The 14,914-nt window shown below is 62.6% G+C and carries 16 protein-coding genes; 7 read left to right on the forward strand and 9 right to left on the reverse strand.

Annotated elements, in window-relative coordinates; all coding sequences use genetic code 11:
- Nucleotides 1-4: 4 nt before the first annotated feature.
- The 7 genes from EKH49_RS01860 to EKH49_RS01885 all read right to left on the reverse strand — a co-directional run bounded on the left by EKH49_RS01860 (nt 5) and on the right by EKH49_RS01885 (nt 4,611).
- Nucleotides 5-1,243 carry a M20 family metallopeptidase gene (locus EKH49_RS01860; protein WP_236640980.1) on the reverse strand — a complete coding sequence of 413 codons (1,239 nt, stop codon included), beginning with the start codon at nt 1,241-1,243 and terminating at the stop codon, nt 5-7.
- 145 nt (nt 1,244-1,388) lie between these two features.
- On the reverse strand, nt 1,389-2,039 hold the full coding sequence (locus tag EKH49_RS01865; protein ID WP_128469440.1) for a 4a-hydroxytetrahydrobiopterin dehydratase: 651 nt from the start codon (nt 2,037-2,039) through the stop codon (nt 1,389-1,391).
- 166 nt (nt 2,040-2,205) lie between these two features.
- Nucleotides 2,206-2,433 carry a hypothetical protein gene (locus tag EKH49_RS01870; RefSeq protein ID WP_128469441.1) on the reverse strand — a complete coding sequence of 76 codons (228 nt, stop codon included), beginning with the start codon at nt 2,431-2,433 and terminating at the stop codon, nt 2,206-2,208.
- A 196-nt stretch (nt 2,434-2,629) separates the two neighbouring features.
- The gene (locus EKH49_RS01875; RefSeq protein ID WP_128469442.1) at nt 2,630-2,878 is read right to left on the reverse strand and encodes a hypothetical protein; all 249 of its coding nucleotides are present in this window, start codon (nt 2,876-2,878) and stop codon (nt 2,630-2,632) included.
- 27 nt (nt 2,879-2,905) lie between these two features.
- Nucleotides 2,906-3,061, reverse strand: coding sequence for a hypothetical protein (locus tag EKH49_RS16480; RefSeq protein WP_161567424.1), 156 nt, complete (start codon nt 3,059-3,061; stop codon nt 2,906-2,908).
- Nucleotides 3,062-3,086: 25 nt separating this feature from the next.
- Nucleotides 3,087-3,353: a DUF7218 family protein gene (locus EKH49_RS01880; RefSeq protein WP_128469443.1), complete on the reverse strand. Its 267-nt coding sequence runs from the start codon at nt 3,351-3,353 to the stop codon at nt 3,087-3,089.
- A gap of 163 nt (nt 3,354-3,516) precedes the next feature.
- Nucleotides 3,517-4,611, reverse strand: a complete 1,095-nt coding sequence (locus EKH49_RS01885; RefSeq protein WP_128469444.1) for a hypothetical protein — start codon at nt 4,609-4,611, stop codon at nt 3,517-3,519.
- Between the two features lie 250 nt (nt 4,612-4,861).
- On the opposite strand from EKH49_RS01885, the gene bcp reads away from it, so the two are divergent.
- Complete coding sequence (gene bcp, locus EKH49_RS01890) at nt 4,862-5,338, forward strand: thioredoxin-dependent thiol peroxidase (RefSeq protein ID WP_128469445.1); 477 nt, start codon at nt 4,862-4,864, stop codon at nt 5,336-5,338.
- An 82-nt stretch (nt 5,339-5,420) separates the two neighbouring features.
- Here bcp and EKH49_RS01895 read toward each other — a convergent pair whose 3' ends face one another.
- Entirely contained in the window at nt 5,421-6,797 is a 1,377-nt protein-coding gene (locus EKH49_RS01895) for an NAD-dependent succinate-semialdehyde dehydrogenase (protein ID WP_128469446.1), read from the reverse strand.
- A 256-nt stretch (nt 6,798-7,053) separates the two neighbouring features.
- Here EKH49_RS01895 and EKH49_RS01900 point away from each other — a divergent pair, with 256 nt between their 5' ends.
- The 3 genes from EKH49_RS01900 (at nt 7,054) to EKH49_RS01910 (ending at nt 9,953) form a co-directional block, all read left to right on the forward strand.
- Nucleotides 7,054-8,448 carry a cryptochrome/photolyase family protein gene (locus EKH49_RS01900; RefSeq protein WP_128469447.1) on the forward strand — a complete coding sequence of 465 codons (1,395 nt, stop codon included), beginning with the start codon at nt 7,054-7,056 and terminating at the stop codon, nt 8,446-8,448.
- A gap of 423 nt (nt 8,449-8,871) precedes the next feature.
- Nucleotides 8,872-9,282, forward strand: coding sequence for a DUF4383 domain-containing protein (locus tag EKH49_RS01905; protein ID WP_128469448.1), 411 nt, complete (start codon nt 8,872-8,874; stop codon nt 9,280-9,282).
- Between the two features lie 227 nt (nt 9,283-9,509).
- Nucleotides 9,510-9,953 carry a hypothetical protein gene (locus tag EKH49_RS01910; protein WP_128469449.1) on the forward strand — a complete coding sequence of 148 codons (444 nt, stop codon included), beginning with the start codon at nt 9,510-9,512 and terminating at the stop codon, nt 9,951-9,953.
- Nucleotides 9,954-10,013: 60 nt separating this feature from the next.
- Here EKH49_RS01910 and EKH49_RS01915 read toward each other — a convergent pair whose 3' ends face one another.
- A complete protein-coding gene (locus EKH49_RS01915) occupies nt 10,014-11,075 on the reverse strand; it encodes a 2,3-butanediol dehydrogenase (protein ID WP_128469450.1) in 1,062 nt (353 codons plus the stop codon).
- Between the two features lie 189 nt (nt 11,076-11,264).
- On the opposite strand from EKH49_RS01915, the gene EKH49_RS01920 reads away from it, so the two are divergent.
- From EKH49_RS01920 to EKH49_RS01930, 3 genes are all read left to right on the forward strand, one after another.
- Complete coding sequence (locus EKH49_RS01920; RefSeq protein WP_128469451.1) at nt 11,265-11,795, forward strand: very short patch repair endonuclease; 531 nt, start codon at nt 11,265-11,267, stop codon at nt 11,793-11,795.
- A gap of 74 nt (nt 11,796-11,869) precedes the next feature.
- Entirely contained in the window at nt 11,870-13,153 is a 1,284-nt protein-coding gene (locus EKH49_RS01925) for an MFS transporter (RefSeq protein ID WP_128469452.1), read from the forward strand.
- Nucleotides 13,154-13,369: 216 nt separating this feature from the next.
- The gene (locus EKH49_RS01930; RefSeq protein WP_128469453.1) at nt 13,370-14,914 is read left to right on the forward strand and encodes an ABC transporter substrate-binding protein; all 1,545 of its coding nucleotides are present in this window, start codon (nt 13,370-13,372) and stop codon (nt 14,912-14,914) included.

Consider the following 14,914-nt stretch of genomic DNA (forward strand, 5'->3'; position numbering starts at 1 on the left):
CTCCCTACTCTTGTGCTCCGTTGCCCAGGTAGGCCAGTGCGGCCACCACCTGGGTGCTGGTTGCTGTTTGAAGGGTTGGGTGGATCACCGGTGCGAAGAACGGCGAGTGGTTGGCAGGGATATCGGAGGCGACGGTTCCCGCGGCCACCGCATCCTTGTATTTCTGCGGATTCACGCAGCCCACCGTCCAGTAGGCATAGGGAATGCCGAAGGCATCCGGAATGGTGCTGAAGTCCTCCGAGGCGGTGGCCGGGTCCGCATGGTAGACCTGCCCCTCGGCGAAATGGGCTTCGAAAGCCTCAGTGATCTTGGCGTTGGCCGTCTCGTCATTGCTGGTGAGCGGGAACTGGTCGTAGAACTCGAATTCCGGCTCCTTGGGCGAGCCGGCAGCTTGGCATTCGCCGCGCACAATCCGGTGGATGGAGTCGATGACACGCTGGCGGATGGCCGGCTCGTAGGTGCGGATATTCAGCAGCAGCTGCGCACGATCCGGGATGATGTTCGCGGTGGTGCCCGCCGTCAGCGACCCGACGGTGAGCACCGCGAAGTGCCCGGGCTGGGTTTCGCGGGAAACAACGGTCTGAAGCTTGAGCACAATGGAGGAGGCGAGCACCACCGGGTCCACCGAGTTATGCGGCATCGAGCCATGGGCTCCGCGTCCATGAACGGTGATCCGCAGGCAATCCCCGGCCGAGAGAATCGGCCCGGCGGTGGTCCCGATCATTCCGGCTTCGGCAGGCATCACATGCTGCGCCAGTGCCACCTGGGGCTTGGGGATCTTGTCCACCAGCCCGTCTTCCACCATCGCCTTGGCGCCGGCAGCGGTTTCCTCGGCCGGCTGGAACAGGGCAATGTAGGTGCCGGACCAGGCCTCCTTGTTCCCGGCGAGATACTTTGCCGCACCGAGCAGGGTGGCCATGTGCATATCGTGGCCGCAGGCGTGCATGGCGCCCGGAACCTCGGAGGAATACTCCAGCCCGGTGTCCTCGGTGACCGGCAGCGCGTCCATGTCGGCGCGAGCCAGGACTACCGGGCCCTCGCCATTGCGCAGGACGCCCACTATTCCGGTGCCGCCGATCAGCTGGACTTCATAGCCAAGATCTTCAAGTTCCTCGCAGATCCGCGCCGAGGTTTCATGTTCCTTCAGCCCCAGCTCGGGATTGCGGTGGAAATGCTTGTAGAGCTCTTCTTGCCATGACAGCTGTTCTTCGATCGAAGCGGTGATTTCCTGTGCAGTGCCCACTGGGTCCCCTTCTCTTCGCGCCCAGCTGCGGTTAGCCGACATGGCCCAGCTGGCTTCCGTGATTTCAATCTATCCCCCGGCTGGCCAGGCAGTCCAGCAACCGGTTGAATGCAATATTCGGCAACTTCGGCGAGCGCCGGCGGTGCTAGCGGTCCTGCTCGGTGCAGATGCAGAACCTGTTGCCCTGCCGATCCGTCGCCACTGTGAAGCTGGGCGCGTATTGGCTATCAAGTTCCGTGCTTTCGCTGCCCAGCGCTTCGAGTACCGGCTGGCTTTCGGAGAACGGGACCCAGACATCCAAATGCAGCCGGTTAGGGTTGGGGTCTTCTGTTTTCTGGAACCAGATGGCAGGCAAGCGGTGGTTCGGGTCAACTAGGCTGCCGTCCTCCTGCTGCTGGTATCCCAGGCCGGCAGCCCACTGCGCGGCGATCTGCTGCGGGTCGGCTGTGTCGATGCCGATTTCCACCGTGCGGATCAGTTCCGGACGGGAGGTGGCGCCAAGTGCGCGGGCCTGTTCGGAGATCCTGCTTGCAAGGGCGATATCCCGGGTGGTCACCCGTCCTCCGGCGTCATGGGAGGTGGTGGTGACGAAGACGCGGTTGTAGCGCCAGTCCACGTCCGGGTGGTGGTTGTCCATTTCGGCGGCCCCGGCAATATCGCTGAAGAGTTCGATAGAGGATGCCGCTGTTTTGGTCTGGAAAACGGCGGCTATGCCGCCGGGGATTTCCCGCCAATGCGGCAGGTCCTCAAGATAGTCGCTGATCTGCTGGTCACTGAGAATGTCGTTGCTGCTCATGCGTATCTCCTCCTTCAAATCACGATGGCACCGGCGCCGCTCCAGCTCAAGGAGATTTCCTGAATGCACAGGTTTCCACCAGTGCCGGTGCCACGTTGCCGAATCCAATCAGCCGGCTCACGCAGATTTGTGGAAAATTTCCTGACGAATCTTGGTCTCTGCGCTATTAGAGCTCTTGGTCTTCCTGGCTGTACTGGTCATCGGTTGATCCGTCCAGATCCGGGTCGATTCCCTGTTCTTCCTCGGGCTCGGAAGCTTCCGCTGGATCCGAGGGCAGGTGCTCGTCATCCGGCTGGCCCAGCGGCCAGGTCTTCTCCACCAGGTTCTGGTCCGGATCCTTCAGCTTGTCCACTGCATTGCCAATCGCGTCCTTGGCCTTGTCGATGAATCCCATGATTCCTCTCCTTCCCGGTGGAGTTTTCCTTCCCTCTACCGAATACCAGTGATATGCCTTTGCGGCACAGGGTTAATAGGTTGTTGCCAGATTCGGGTCAGCGCCCAGCAGGATTAACTGCGCGAGCTTCCGGCAATGCACGGCGCTGTGCCGGAAGCTCCGGCTCTGTTCATGGAATCATTCGACACCAAGGGCGTCACCGTCCGTTGGCGTCGGTGCCGGCGTGCGGATCATCCAAGGGGCTTGGCCCCCGGATGACGCGGTACATCCCGTAGCTGAATACCATCGCTCCCCAACCGACAACGATCCACAGCGGTCCCGAGGAGCTCTCGGGTTCTGCGATCAGCGCATAGATGGCGAATCCAATGGCAAACAGCCCGCCGACAATCACCAGCCAGAATCCCGGCCGGTGGCCGCTCGTCTTGCGTGCTGGGTTTTCCGTCATGGCATGTCCTTTCCGGGCCAAAGGCGTTCAGCCCGCGTCGAAACGTTCCTCATCCTGATCGGACGAGTCGCTGGTGTCCTCGTTGATCTGGCCACGGCGCGCCACGCGTTCCTCGCCAGGTTCGGCTTCTCCATCTGGTTGCGTGGTGCGTGCCGGGTTTTCCGGTTGTTCGCGTCCGCTCATGCTGCGCGCCTTTCCTCGCTCGCGGCTATGAGTTGCGCAGGGCTTCGATCAATTCAGCCTTGCGCATCGTCGAGCGTCCCTCGATGCCGATCTCCTTTGCCCGGTCCTGCAATTCTTGGACCGCCCAGTCCTCGTAGTCTCTTGCCTCGCCGCCGCGCTTTCCCACGGCGGAGCGGCCGTCACGGGCGGCGGCGTTGGCGATGCGGGCCGATTTCTGCTTCGAGTTGCCTTCCTCGCGCAGTTCCTCGTAGAGTTCCTCGTCCTTGATGCGGCGGTTGCCTGTCCCTGCCATTGCGTTCCTCCCTCGTGCGCTTGGCCAACTGGCTGGACCGTAGGATTGCTGCGGTTGTGATTCCACGGTACCTGCGCGCGAACGCGGACGACAGGGGTGCGGCCGGACTCTGCGCTGGATCCCAGACTTGCCCAAAGCGCAGTCCCAGCCATTGCTCCATTGATCATTGCTCGTCGTCGTTGCCGATGGTGAAGACCATGTTGCGCCGCTCGTATTCGCGCTGGCTGAAGGTGGCCCGCTGCACGTTGGCCACGTCATCGAAGCTGGAGCCGATGGCACCACCCATGGTCCCCAGGGAGGAGGCGAGCCAGGCCAAATTCACGTATTCAGTTATCGTGACTCCGTGGCGCAATTGATAGGCCATGTATTCCTGGTCAATGACGATCAGCGACCCGGCGAGCAGCGCCAGGAACATCAGCGCGTACATCGCCGCGGCGGCAAAGCCGACCGTCAGCACGGTGGCCACGTTGTACACCACCAGCCGTTCGCGGCGGCGGCTTCCCTGCGGGCTTTCCCACAGCCGGTTGTGCAGCAGCAGCCAGAGAGTGAGGATCAGGATGCTGGAAACCATGATCAGCGCCAGCCTCTGGCTGGAGAGGTAATCGGCCATAGACCAGATGCTCGTGTAGAACACGCCGAAGGCCCCGGTAGCGACCGCACCGGCCATGGCCGAGGAGAGCTTGGGCACCAGCCGCCAGGGACGGTTGCTGCGCACCATGCCGGCAATAAGCAGCAACCGTCCACGCACCCCCTCGATGCTGGTGATCCTGTTGTGTTCGTTCTCGCCATCGCTCCGGCTGGCATGCACTCGCAGGGCGCGCGCCAGCAGCGTGGGTCTTGCGGCGGGAAGCTGCCCGGTAGACAGTTCCCTTACCAGCTGGGCCAGTTCCTTGGCCACGGTGCGCCGGCTGGCCAGTCCCAGACTGGGCATGCTCAGTACCGCGGAGCACTCCTTGATGCTGATCACCGAGCGCACGGGACGGCCATGCACATAGTGCGGCACATCGGTCAGGTAGATGATGTAGTCCCAGCCGTATTTCTCGCGCAACCGCGGGACCTTGTCGTTCAGCGCCACCCGCCCGGTGGCACCTGTAGGCAAGGTGAACGGGGAGACATCCACTTTCCAGTCGTATTCGTGGTCATCGAGCCGGTTCAGCGCTGTTGCCAAGCGGTGCGAGAGGCGGTTGGCCAGTACCTGCGCGATTCCAGGGTCGGCTATCAGCCCCACCGTGCGCTTCTTGAGCTGTTTTTCTGCCATGGGCACCTCATTGCTGTTCGGGTCCAGGCGCGGCCTGCTTCGAACCCACCCTAGGGATTCTGAGCCAGGCATGCAGTCGGTTCCAGCGACTTGGCAGTCCACACTGGGACCGTTCACAAATCTGGGGTATGGGCCCAGACAGCGCTGAACCGTGCACGCACACCCGCACGTCGCCTTCGGCAGACTCTGGAAAACCGGTGACCTAGGACATAGAATGGAAACAAATTACCGCAATATGAAAGTTGGAATCATGTCCGAGCAGTCCACTGCCCTGCAGGCCGGCCAGCAGGCCCCTGCCTTCTCGCTGCGCAACGGCGAAGGCCAGAACGTTTCCCTGTCGGACTACGCCGGCCAGAACGTCATCGTGTACTTCTACCCCAAGGCTGCCACCCCGGGCTGCACCACCGAAGCCTGCGATTTCCGCGACAATCTCAACTCGCTGCGCAGCTCCGGCTACGCGGTGCTGGGAATTTCCCCGGATGAGCCGGAAGAGATTGCGAAGTTCGCCAGCGACGAGGCACTGAACTTCCCACTGCTTTCGGACCCGGGCAGCGAAGTAGCCAAGGCCTACGGCTCCTATGGCGAGAAGACCTTCGGGGAAAAGACCTTCGTGGGCACCCTGCGCTCCACCGCGGTTATTGGCCAAGACGGCACCATCAGCCAGATCGAATACGGCGTTGATGCCCAGGGGCATGTCAGCCGCCTGCGCGATTCGCTGGGCATCTAGCACCAGCAAAAGTGCCGTGAACTGCAACGGTCCTGCCTTCCGAGTTTTTCGGAAGGCAGGACCGTTGCAGTTTTTCGGCGGCTTAGCGGCCGGCGATCTTCACCAGCTTGTGGTTGATGAATTCATCCATGCCGCACTTGCCCAGCTCACGCCCGATGCCCGAGCGCTTCACTCCCCCGAAAGGCAGCTCAGGGTAGGAAGCGGATGGCTCATTGATGGCCACCATACCGCTTTGCAGCTGCAGTGACACGCGCTGCGCGCGTTCCATGTCCTGCGTGTGGATGGAAGCTCCCAGCCCGTAGTCAGTGTTGTTGGCCAGGGCCACGGCTTCCTCTTCGCCGTCCACCTTGTAGAGCACGGCGACCGGGCCGAAGAGCTCTTCGGAGAACGCGCGCATCTCGGGAGTCACCCCGGCCAGCACGGTCGGTTCGTAGAATGCGCCATCGCCCTGGATCGGCTTGCCGCCAGCCAACACCTGGGCACCCTTGTCGATGGCATCCTGCACCTGGGCGGCCAGGCCATCGCGGGCAGCGGCAGAAGACAGCGGGCCGAGGAAGTTCTCTGGCTGGGACGGGTCACCCACAGTGATCCCGGAGACCTGCTCCACCAGTGCCTTGGAGAAGTCCTCGTAGACCGAGGAGTCGACGATGAAGCGCTTGGCGGCATTGCACGCCTGCCCGGTGTTGCCGAACCGTGCTCGCATGCCCAGCTTGGCGGTGCGCGCCACGTCTGCGTCCTCGAACACCATGAATGGATCCGAGCCGCCGAGTTCCAGCACGACCTTTTTCAGGTTGCGTCCGGCAATTTCCGCCACGGCAGCGCCGGCACGCTCCGAACCGGTCAGCGAGACGCCCTGCACCCGGCGGTCCGCGATCATGTCCGCAACCTGCTCATTGGTGGCAAAGATGTTCACGTACGCGCCCTGAGGCGCACCGGCTTCGCGGAAGATCTCTTCCATGGCAAGCGCCGACTCCGGGCACTGCGGAGCGTGCTTGAGCAGGATGGTGTTGCCGTTCATCAGGTTCGGTCCGGCGAAGCGGGCCACCTGGTAGTACGGGAAGTTCCACGGCATGATGCCCAGCAGCGCGCCAACTGCTTCCTTGCGCACCAGTGCCTTGCCGCCGGAGGCGATTTCCAGCTCTTCGTCTTCCAGGTACTTCGGGCCGTTCTTGGCGTAGTAGCGGTAGATTGCCGCCACGATGCCGATTTCACCCAGCGCCTGCTTGATGGGCTTGCCCATTTCGCGGGTGATGATCGCTGCCAGCTCCTCGGCACGTGCCTCGTAGATGTCGGCTACGCGCTCGAGCAGGGCGACGCGCTCCTCCAGCGCGGAGACCGACCACTGGGTGTAGGCGTTATGCGCCTTGGCCATGGCTTCCTGGATCTGCTCATCGGTGGCGGTCGGGTAGGTTGCCTCGACGATGCCGGTGGCAGGGTTGGTTACCGCATACATGCTCATGCCGCTCCTTGGATTTCGCATCGATTAGTGTCCACTGCCCAGTCTGCCAGCAATGGCCGGGCAGTTGGCAAGCAGATGCGGCTGGAAGTCCAGCACTACAGCGCCAGCCGGGCTCAAGGAGTCCTTCACCTGTCGCAACCAGAGCCGACACGCTGCGTTACGCGGATGTTCCAATACAACATACAGGCTGAAAACTAACTGGATTTAATTAGCTAAGCTAACTACCTACGTTGCGCATCGAAAGGGAAGAACTCAAATGGACCACTCGCCACCGCCAGTCCAGCTCATGTGGTTCCGTGATGACCTGCGCACCGCAGACAATCCGGCGTTAGCTTCCGCCTTGTCTGCAGGACCAGTGATCGCGGTATTCATTCTTGACGAGGATTCCCCGGGCATTCGCCCATTGGGTGGTGCGGCCAAGTGGTGGCTGCACCATGGGTTGGGAAGCCTGCGGGCGTCATTGGAGGAGCTGGGCATTCCGCTTGTCCTGCTCAAGGGTTCGGCGGACGAAAAAATCACGGATTTGGCCAAGCAAACCAAGGCCCTGGCTGTTCACTGGAATCGGCGTTACGGTCAACCGGAACGCGAGGTGGATACCCAAGCCAAGACCGCACTGCGCGACCTCGGACTCGAAGCGCACAGCTACCCGGGCACGCTTTTGCACGAACCATGGGAGCTGATGACCAAGAACGAAACCGGCTACAAGGTCTTCACGCCCTTCTACAACGCCCTGCGCGACAGCACCATCAGGCCCCCACTCCCAGCACCTGCAGCCCAAGATCACGTGACCGAATCGGCAATCCCCTCCGGTCTCGAACTGGAAGAACTCGAACTGCTGCCGGCAACAACGGATTGGACCGCAGGATTGGCAGAGCGGTGGGAACCCGGCGAAGCGCCTGCGCGCCAACGGCTCGAAGAGGTCCTGGAATCAATTGCCGAAGACTATCCGGTTCACCATGACCGGCCCGATCTGGACGGAACTTCCGCCCTGTCCCCTGCGCTGCGTTGGGGGCATCTGGGCCCCCACGAGATGTGGGATGCTCTGGGCCGGCTTGCCGCTGAGAATCCCAAAGCAGCCGAAGGGGCCACCGCAATGCGGCGCCAGCTGGCCTGGCGAGACTTCTGCTGGCACCTGTACTACCATCACCCGCACCTGCCGGAGCGGAACCTTCGCGCAGAGTTCGACCACTTCAACTGGGCGTGGCCGGAGGACGATCAGCAAACCGCAGCCCACGTTGCTGCTTGGCAGCGCGGCAAGACGGGCTTTCGCCTGGTCGACGCGGGCATGCAGCAACTCTGGAAGACCGGATGGATGCACAACCGGGTGCGCATGGTTGCAGCCAGCCTGCTGGTCAAGAACCTGCAGGTGCATTGGAAGGTCGGCGAGCGCTGGTTCTGGGACACCTTGGTGGATGCGGACATTGCCTGCAATACCGCCAATTGGCAGTGGGTTGCCGGCAGCGGCGCGGACGCTGCGCCGTATTTCAGGGTCTTCAATCCGGAATTGCAGGCCAAGAAATTCGACCCGCAAGGAAGCTATGCCTCCCGATTCGCACCGCTAGCCGCGGAGCCCATCGTGGACTTGAAGCAATCACGTCTCGATGCCTTGGACGCCTATGAGCAGATGAAACTCCGACGCGATGCAAGCTGAAGAACTCCTTCCCGGCCTCGGCGCGCTGGCACGTTCCGGGCCAACTGGACAGGGCAGCTGCGGCACCTGCGGTAATTGAAGCTACGGCCGGCGTCCAATGGATAAATCATTCCAGCGTTCGGCTGCAACCAGGGATCGCGTCGCGAGACATCTCAGCAGCGCTACGCCTCGGTCCCTCACATTTCCCGAGGAACCAGCCAGCAGGAAGACGAATCCCACGGATCGACCAGGATCTTCACTTGCTGCGTGTTGTTCTGATCCGCTGCCTGCCTGCGGCTTCGCTTGCGTCCAATGCCTGCAAATAAGTCCAGCCAAGACCAATCCGTTTGCCATTTTCCTCCGAAGAACCATTACAGGGGTCCTCCCGGAACCCGCAGAACTCGATGCGGAACAGAATCCGTGTCCCAGGAAGGACTGATTGCCATGCGCACTTCGCCTAACCGCTTGCTCGCAACGATTTTCGGAGCCGTGTATCTCCTAGTCGGCCTGCTCGGATTCCTTGTCACTGCCGGCGTGGATTTCTTCGCCACAGAGGGCGGGAAGTTGATCATCTTCGAGGTCAACCCACTGCACAATGTCATCCACCTGGCTATCGGCGCAGCACTGCTTATTGCAGGGCTCGGATCCGTACGTGCTGCCAAGCTCGCCAACACCACGGTGGGCGCCGTCTATCTCCTCGTAGGCATTTTGGGGCTCTTCTTGGCTTCTACAGCATTGAACATTATTGCCCTGAACGGTGCAGATAACGTCCTGCATCTGGCCAGCGCACTTGTCCTGCTGTCGGTAGGCCTGTCCCAGGACCGGACTCCACCAGCCCATACTGCACGGTCATGAATTCCCCCGAGGCGACGGCCCCTGCCACCGAACCTGACGTGCAAGGGCGAGATGCAGCTGCGGGCTCCGTTGCCTTCGGCGGCCTATACGCCGGGATCGCTGCTCTAGGAGTCGCGGCGCTGGCCGCGGCTTCCTCCGCCAGCTTGGCATCGACGTTCGGGATCGGGTCCGCCCCGGCACCATGGTGGGCGTGGCTCGGCGCGATAGCATCCGCGGTGTGGGCAGGCATGGCGCTGGTCTACGCCGCGGCCAGCCTGCTGAAGGCAGCGCCCCCTGCCGTGAATCTCGCCGTCCCTTGCCTGGCGCTCGTCTCCTCCGTGCATTTGGCCAGCATTGCTGCTGGTCTTTGGGGGTTCCCGGAGGGAGCGAAAAATCTGGATCTCACCATTGCATCCTTGCTGCTGCTTGAACTGTCGGTGCTGGCGGTCTTCATGTGGCAGCGCAAGCGGCGGAAGAACTTTCCGCACCGGGCAGTGCGGTCCAGCAGCCTAGTTGTCCTCGGAGGCATGTTTGCCAGTTCAGTTGCGGTTGCGGCGGTTGCCAGTTTGGGGTTGGCAGCCTCGTCCGCCGGAGAACTGGCGGTACCGCATTCAGAGCACGGCATTCATCATTCGGGAGACATCGACCCGGGAATCATTCAAAAGATGAAACAGGCAGAACACCACCACTAGCCGCAGCCCGGGGGGCCAGTGCCAGGTATCCTACTGGCCCCCATAGCCGAGGATTGCTGGCTAGGCCCGCGGATCAACGATGATCTTCACGTGTTCCTCGTTGTTGTTGATCAGCTGGTCAAAGCCTTCGGAAATAAGCTCATCAAGTCCGATTCGCCCGGTGATGAACGGGGCCAGATCCAGCTTGCCGCTTTGCACCAGGGCAATGGTGTCCGGATGGTCTCCCGCGTAGCCGATGGTGCCGCGAAGGTCGATCTCCTTCAGCACCAGCTTGGGCATGTCCACTGCCGGCTTATGCCCCCAGATCGAGACGTTGACGATCACCCCGCCGGGCGCCACCGCATCCAGGAGCATGTCCAGCACCACCGGGACCGAGGAGCACTCGAATCCGGCATCCGCCCCGCGTCCTCCGGTCGCCTCGCGCACCTTCTGCGCCACGTCCCCGTCTCTCGGGTCGAAGACCTCATCGGCAACCCCGGTTTCACGCGCCTTGGCCTTGCGGGCCTCGGAAAGTTCCGAGATGTAGACCGTCAGTCCCTTGGCCTTGAGCACCGCTGCGGTCAGCAGTCCGATCGGGCCGGCCCCGCCCACGATGGCCACCTGCCCGGCTTGGGCGCCCGAGCGGACGAAGGCGTGGTGGGCCACGGACAGCGGCTCGATCAGCGCGGCTTCATCCAGTGGGATCTTGCCGATGGGATGCACCCAGCGGCGTTCCACGACGATTTTCTCCGATAGCCCGCCGCCGCGGCCGCCCAGGCCGATGAAGTTCATGTCCCGGGAAAGCTGGTACTGCTGGCCTTCGCCGGTGTCCACATCCTCGTGGATGATGTAGGGTTCCACCACGACGTTCTCGCCGACTTCGAGGCCGGTGACGCCCTCGCCCAGGGCGGTAATGGTTCCGGAGAACTCATGGCCCATGGTCACCGGCGCGCTCTCCCCCGAGATCGGGTGCGGATGCCCGGCCGGCGGGATAAAGATCGGGCCCTCCAGGTACTCGTGCAGATCGGTGCCGCAGATGCCGCACCAGGCCACGTCGATGGCCACCGTTCCGGGCTTCAGCACCGGCTCATCGATGTCTTCGATCCGGATGTCCTTCTGGTCGTAGTACCGTGCTGCTCGCATGGTCCCCCCTCGATTCTTCCTGCCGGTTCCCGGCCAGCCGGATGCCGGCCGGCTCTTCCATCACCCAAGCTACAGCGGCCATCAAGGTTTGGGAACCGTTGCAAGAGGTTTCACCCGAGGGCTCCAGCAAACCATCCAGTCAATGCCCAGCCTGCGGCGCACGGTCTGGCTGCCGGCGCACAATGGACTATGGACATCATGTCGGCGGCGCAGCGTTCGCGGCTCATGTCGCGCATTTCCAGCAAGAACACCGGACCGGAATTGGCCCTGCGCCGATTGCTGCATGCCGCCGGGTACCGCTACCGTGTGCATGGCATCCTGCCCGCACGCCACGTTGCCCAGTTGCGCTCTTCGCATCCGGAGATCCCGTTGCGGGGCGGTAAGCTTCCCGGATCCCCGGACCTCGTCTTCAGTGCCCGGCGCAAGGCGATCTTCGTCAACGGATGCTTCTGGCACGGCCACGACTGCCCTGTTGGCCAGCGCCGCCCCGCGTCCAATACCGGCTATTGGCATCCCAAGCTGGATGCCAATATCGCCCGGGACCAACGCAACCGCAGTGACCTTGAAGCGCTCGGCTGGGAATCGCTGGCATTCTGGGAGTGCGAACTGAAAACCATGGATGACGTCCTGCGCAGGGCAGCAAGCTTCCTCGGCCCCGTCCGCATCGCACAGCGCGGCGCCACCGCGCAGGATCCGCCCCAGGGCACCGGCGTTGGCTAAGATCGGAGAGTCCACCCTGCCGATATCGAGGCCGCCGCTAGCGGTTAGCCGAACCAACACGTTCCCCGAGGTCCATGAAATCCAGCACCCCCCGCTTCGAAGTCCCGGTGCTCCTGGGAACCCAGACGCTGTTCAATATCGGCTTCTACGCTGTGGTTCCCTTCCTTGCCGTAGTGCTAGCCAACGACTTCCTGCTGGCAGGTACCGCGGTGGGCCTGATCCTGGGTGTCCGGACCTTCGCCCAGCAAGGACTCTTCCTGGCCGGAGGCAGCCTGGCCGATCGCTTCGGCGCCCGGCGCATGATCCTCATTGGCTGCGCGGTACGCGCCGCAGGGTTCTCCACACTGGCGGCCTCGCTGGCCTGGGGAGAACCGAAGCTCTGGCTATTCATCCTCGGCACATTGCTCACCGGATTCGGCGGAGCGCTCTTCTCCCCGGGCCTGAGCATCCTGGTGGGCGCGGCCCAGACCGCACGCGACAGGGGCCAGGCCACAGGAGCCAAACGTGCCTCCCTCTTTGCCTGGCTGAGCATTACCGGAGAGATCGGCGCCGTGACCGGACCGCTGGTCGGGGCTGCACTGTGGGGCTGGGGGTTCGCAACAGTTGCAGGCTTCGGGGCGCTGTTCTTCATCGCCATCGGATTGTTCCTCGCTGCAGCCTTGCACCGTCCCGCCCCGGACAGTTATTCGCGCGATCGCTCGGAAAGCCCGGCACAGCCGAAGCACCAGCCCGGCAGCCTGCGGCGCTGCCTTGCGGACCGGAAGTTCGTGGCGTTCTGCGCCTTGCATGCCTCGGACTTGCTGGCATACAACCAGCTCTATTTGGCCATTCCCCTGGAATTGCAACGCACTGGCATGCCCACCCAGTGGCTGGGACTGGTATTCGCTTGGATCTCTATACTGACCTTGGGCTTGCAATTGCCCGTCGCCTGGATCGCTGCACGGATCGGCGCGGCGGCGACCCTGCGTTGCGGGTACTTCTCGAGCGTTTTGGGATTTGGCGTGCTGGCGTTCCTCCCGGCCTCTGCCTTCGGCGAGCAGACTGGTCCGATCCGCATTCTGTGCGCGGTCACTCTGCTGGCTTTGGGGCATATGAGCGTGCATCCCACGGCCTTGTCGTTGGTTCCAAAATTCGCCGGGCACCGCGCCACTGGATCCTACTTCGGCCTGCTCGCCAGCTGCGGCGGCCTGGCTGTGCTGGTGGGGAACATGCTGGTCGGCTGGCTGCTGGCGCAGGCCGGCCAGGATCTCATCCCCGGCTTCCTGCCTTGGCTTTTCCTCATGCTCCCCTTGGGCCTTGCTGCTTGGCTCGCCGCATTACTCGTGCGACGCTCAGGTGTCCTTGCCCAGGGTGCATGAACTGCGACACATGACGCTTAATCTGCGAAAAATTTCCATACGGCACCCCAACTTTGCACTACTCAGCTTCAACTCTTACAGAACGCTGCGCGGGTGCTTTCCTTCCGGTTTTCAAGCGGGGTAATTATCAGCAAGACAAGGCCGCTAATTAGGGTACGCTTACCAAGGCACTATTGCATTAGATGCCAATCCATCACGTAATGCCGAAGGATTTCCATGAAACTTGGACGATTGAGCGCTGCCGCAGGATTCGCGGCCCTTGCCCTCGCGCTGGCCGCCTGCAGCTCCACCTCCGCCAGCTCCGCTCCGGAGAAAGCAGCGGACCCGGAGGCCCGGGTAGTCGTGGCCAACTTCCGTGCCCCGGTCTCCAATTGGGCGCTGGAAAGCGACGACGCCTACGTGCTCTCCATCGCCGGCTGCCTGGAAACCCTGGCCAAATACGACCAGGGAACCAAAACCGTCGAACCGATGCTCGCTACCTCCTGGAAGCAGGCCTCGGACACCGAATGGGACTTCGAGCTGCGCAAGAACGTAGAATTCCAAGATGGCACCATCATGGATGCCAAGGCCGTAGCCGCTTCACTCAACCATGTGCTCAAGGCGACCGCACCGGCCCGTGCGGTGAACCCCAAGACCATCAAGAAGGTCGAAGCCCTCGACGCTGATACCGTGCGGGTCACCACCCCCGGCGCGGATCCGCTGCTGCCCTACCGCATGGCCAGCGTGAACGCAGGTGTGCTCTCCCCTGCCGCGTACACCGGCAAAGGCATCGATCCGATGAATCATTGCACCGGGCCTTTCGCCCCGGTCTCCGAAAAAGCCGGGCAGTCCCTGACCTTGGACCGCAATGAGAATTACTGGGACGGCGAAGTGAAGCTGGCTGGCGGAGAAATCCGCTACATCACCGAAGGCGCCACCCGTGCCACCCAGGTGCAGACCGGCGAAGCGGACATCTCGATGTCCATCCCGGCCACCAGCCTGGCTACCCTGGAGGCCGATGACAAGATCAGCGTGCTCAAGGCCGATTCGCCTCGCACCTCGACCCTGTACCTGAACAACTCGCGCGCTCCATTCGACAACCCGGAGCTGCGCAAGGCCGCCACCATGGCCTTGGACCTGCCGGCCATGGCCGCGAGCATCTACGAGGGCGCTGCGCAGCCTGCCACCGGCCCCTTTGCCCCGAGCGAGCCTTGGGCCAACCCTGACCTGGCCGTACCGCAGGTGAATATCGAAGAAGCCAAGAAGCTGGTGGAAGCCTCGGGATACCAGCAGGAGAAGCCGCTGGAAATCATTGCGATCACCGAACGCGCGGAGTTCGCCGGGGTAGGCGCCATCATCCAGGAGCAGTTCAAGCAGATCGGTTTGCAGGCCAACGTATTGACCAAGTCCTACGGCGCCGCGGAGCCCGATGTGCTGGCCGGCAAGTACGACATGATCCTCAGCCAGCGCAACCGGATGATCGACATCGCCGACCCGATCGGCTTCCTGCAGTCCGACTACACCTGCGAGGGCGGCTACAACCTGAGCCAATACTGCAACGAGGACTATGACAAGCTGGTCGGCCAGGCTCTGGTGGAGAAGGATGAAACCAAGCGCCACGACCTGTACCGCAAGGCAGGCGATATCCTCGCCGAAGACGCCGCGAACGTCTGGCTGGTCAACGAGCAGGCTATCGACGCCGTGGGAGCCAAGGTCCAGGGCTACGTCCAGGACCCGCTGACCCGCTACGTGCTGACCAAGGATCTGGCGAAGACCAGCTAG

Origin of the sequence: Glutamicibacter sp. HZAU, assembly GCF_004100365.1 — a bacterium.
Classification (GTDB): Bacteria; Actinomycetota; Actinomycetes; order Actinomycetales; family Micrococcaceae; genus Glutamicibacter; species Glutamicibacter nicotianae.

Coding starts and splice junctions, on each gene's coding strand:
- EKH49_RS01870 (WP_128469441.1), bottom strand. CDS start 2,433: ATGGGATTCATCGACAAGGCCAAGGACGCGATTGGCAATGCAGTGGAC.
- EKH49_RS01920 (WP_128469451.1), top strand. CDS start 11,265: ATGGACATCATGTCGGCGGCGCAGCGTTCGCGGCTCATGTCGCGCATT.
- EKH49_RS01885 (WP_128469444.1), bottom strand. CDS start 4,611: ATGGCAGAAAAACAGCTCAAGAAGCGCACGGTGGGGCTGATAGCCGAC.
- EKH49_RS01905 (WP_128469448.1), top strand. CDS start 8,872: ATGCGCACTTCGCCTAACCGCTTGCTCGCAACGATTTTCGGAGCCGTG.
- EKH49_RS16480 (WP_161567424.1), bottom strand. CDS start 3,061: ATGAGCGGACGCGAACAACCGGAAAACCCGGCACGCACCACGCAACCA.
- EKH49_RS01865 (WP_128469440.1), bottom strand. CDS start 2,039: ATGAGCAGCAACGACATTCTCAGTGACCAGCAGATCAGCGACTATCTT.
- EKH49_RS01900 (WP_128469447.1), top strand. CDS start 7,054: ATGGACCACTCGCCACCGCCAGTCCAGCTCATGTGGTTCCGTGATGAC.
- EKH49_RS01910 (WP_128469449.1), top strand. CDS start 9,510: ATGGCGCTGGTCTACGCCGCGGCCAGCCTGCTGAAGGCAGCGCCCCCT.
- EKH49_RS01880 (WP_128469443.1), bottom strand. CDS start 3,353: ATGGCAGGGACAGGCAACCGCCGCATCAAGGACGAGGAACTCTACGAG.
- EKH49_RS01895 (WP_128469446.1), bottom strand. CDS start 6,797: ATGAGCATGTATGCGGTAACCAACCCTGCCACCGGCATCGTCGAGGCA.
- EKH49_RS01915 (WP_128469450.1), bottom strand. CDS start 11,075: ATGCGAGCAGCACGGTACTACGACCAGAAGGACATCCGGATCGAAGAC.
- bcp (WP_128469445.1), top strand. CDS start 4,862: ATGTCCGAGCAGTCCACTGCCCTGCAGGCCGGCCAGCAGGCCCCTGCC.
- EKH49_RS01875 (WP_128469442.1), bottom strand. CDS start 2,878: ATGACGGAAAACCCAGCACGCAAGACGAGCGGCCACCGGCCGGGATTC.
- EKH49_RS01930 (WP_128469453.1), top strand. CDS start 13,370: ATGAAACTTGGACGATTGAGCGCTGCCGCAGGATTCGCGGCCCTTGCC.
- EKH49_RS01925 (WP_128469452.1), top strand. CDS start 11,870: ATGAAATCCAGCACCCCCCGCTTCGAAGTCCCGGTGCTCCTGGGAACC.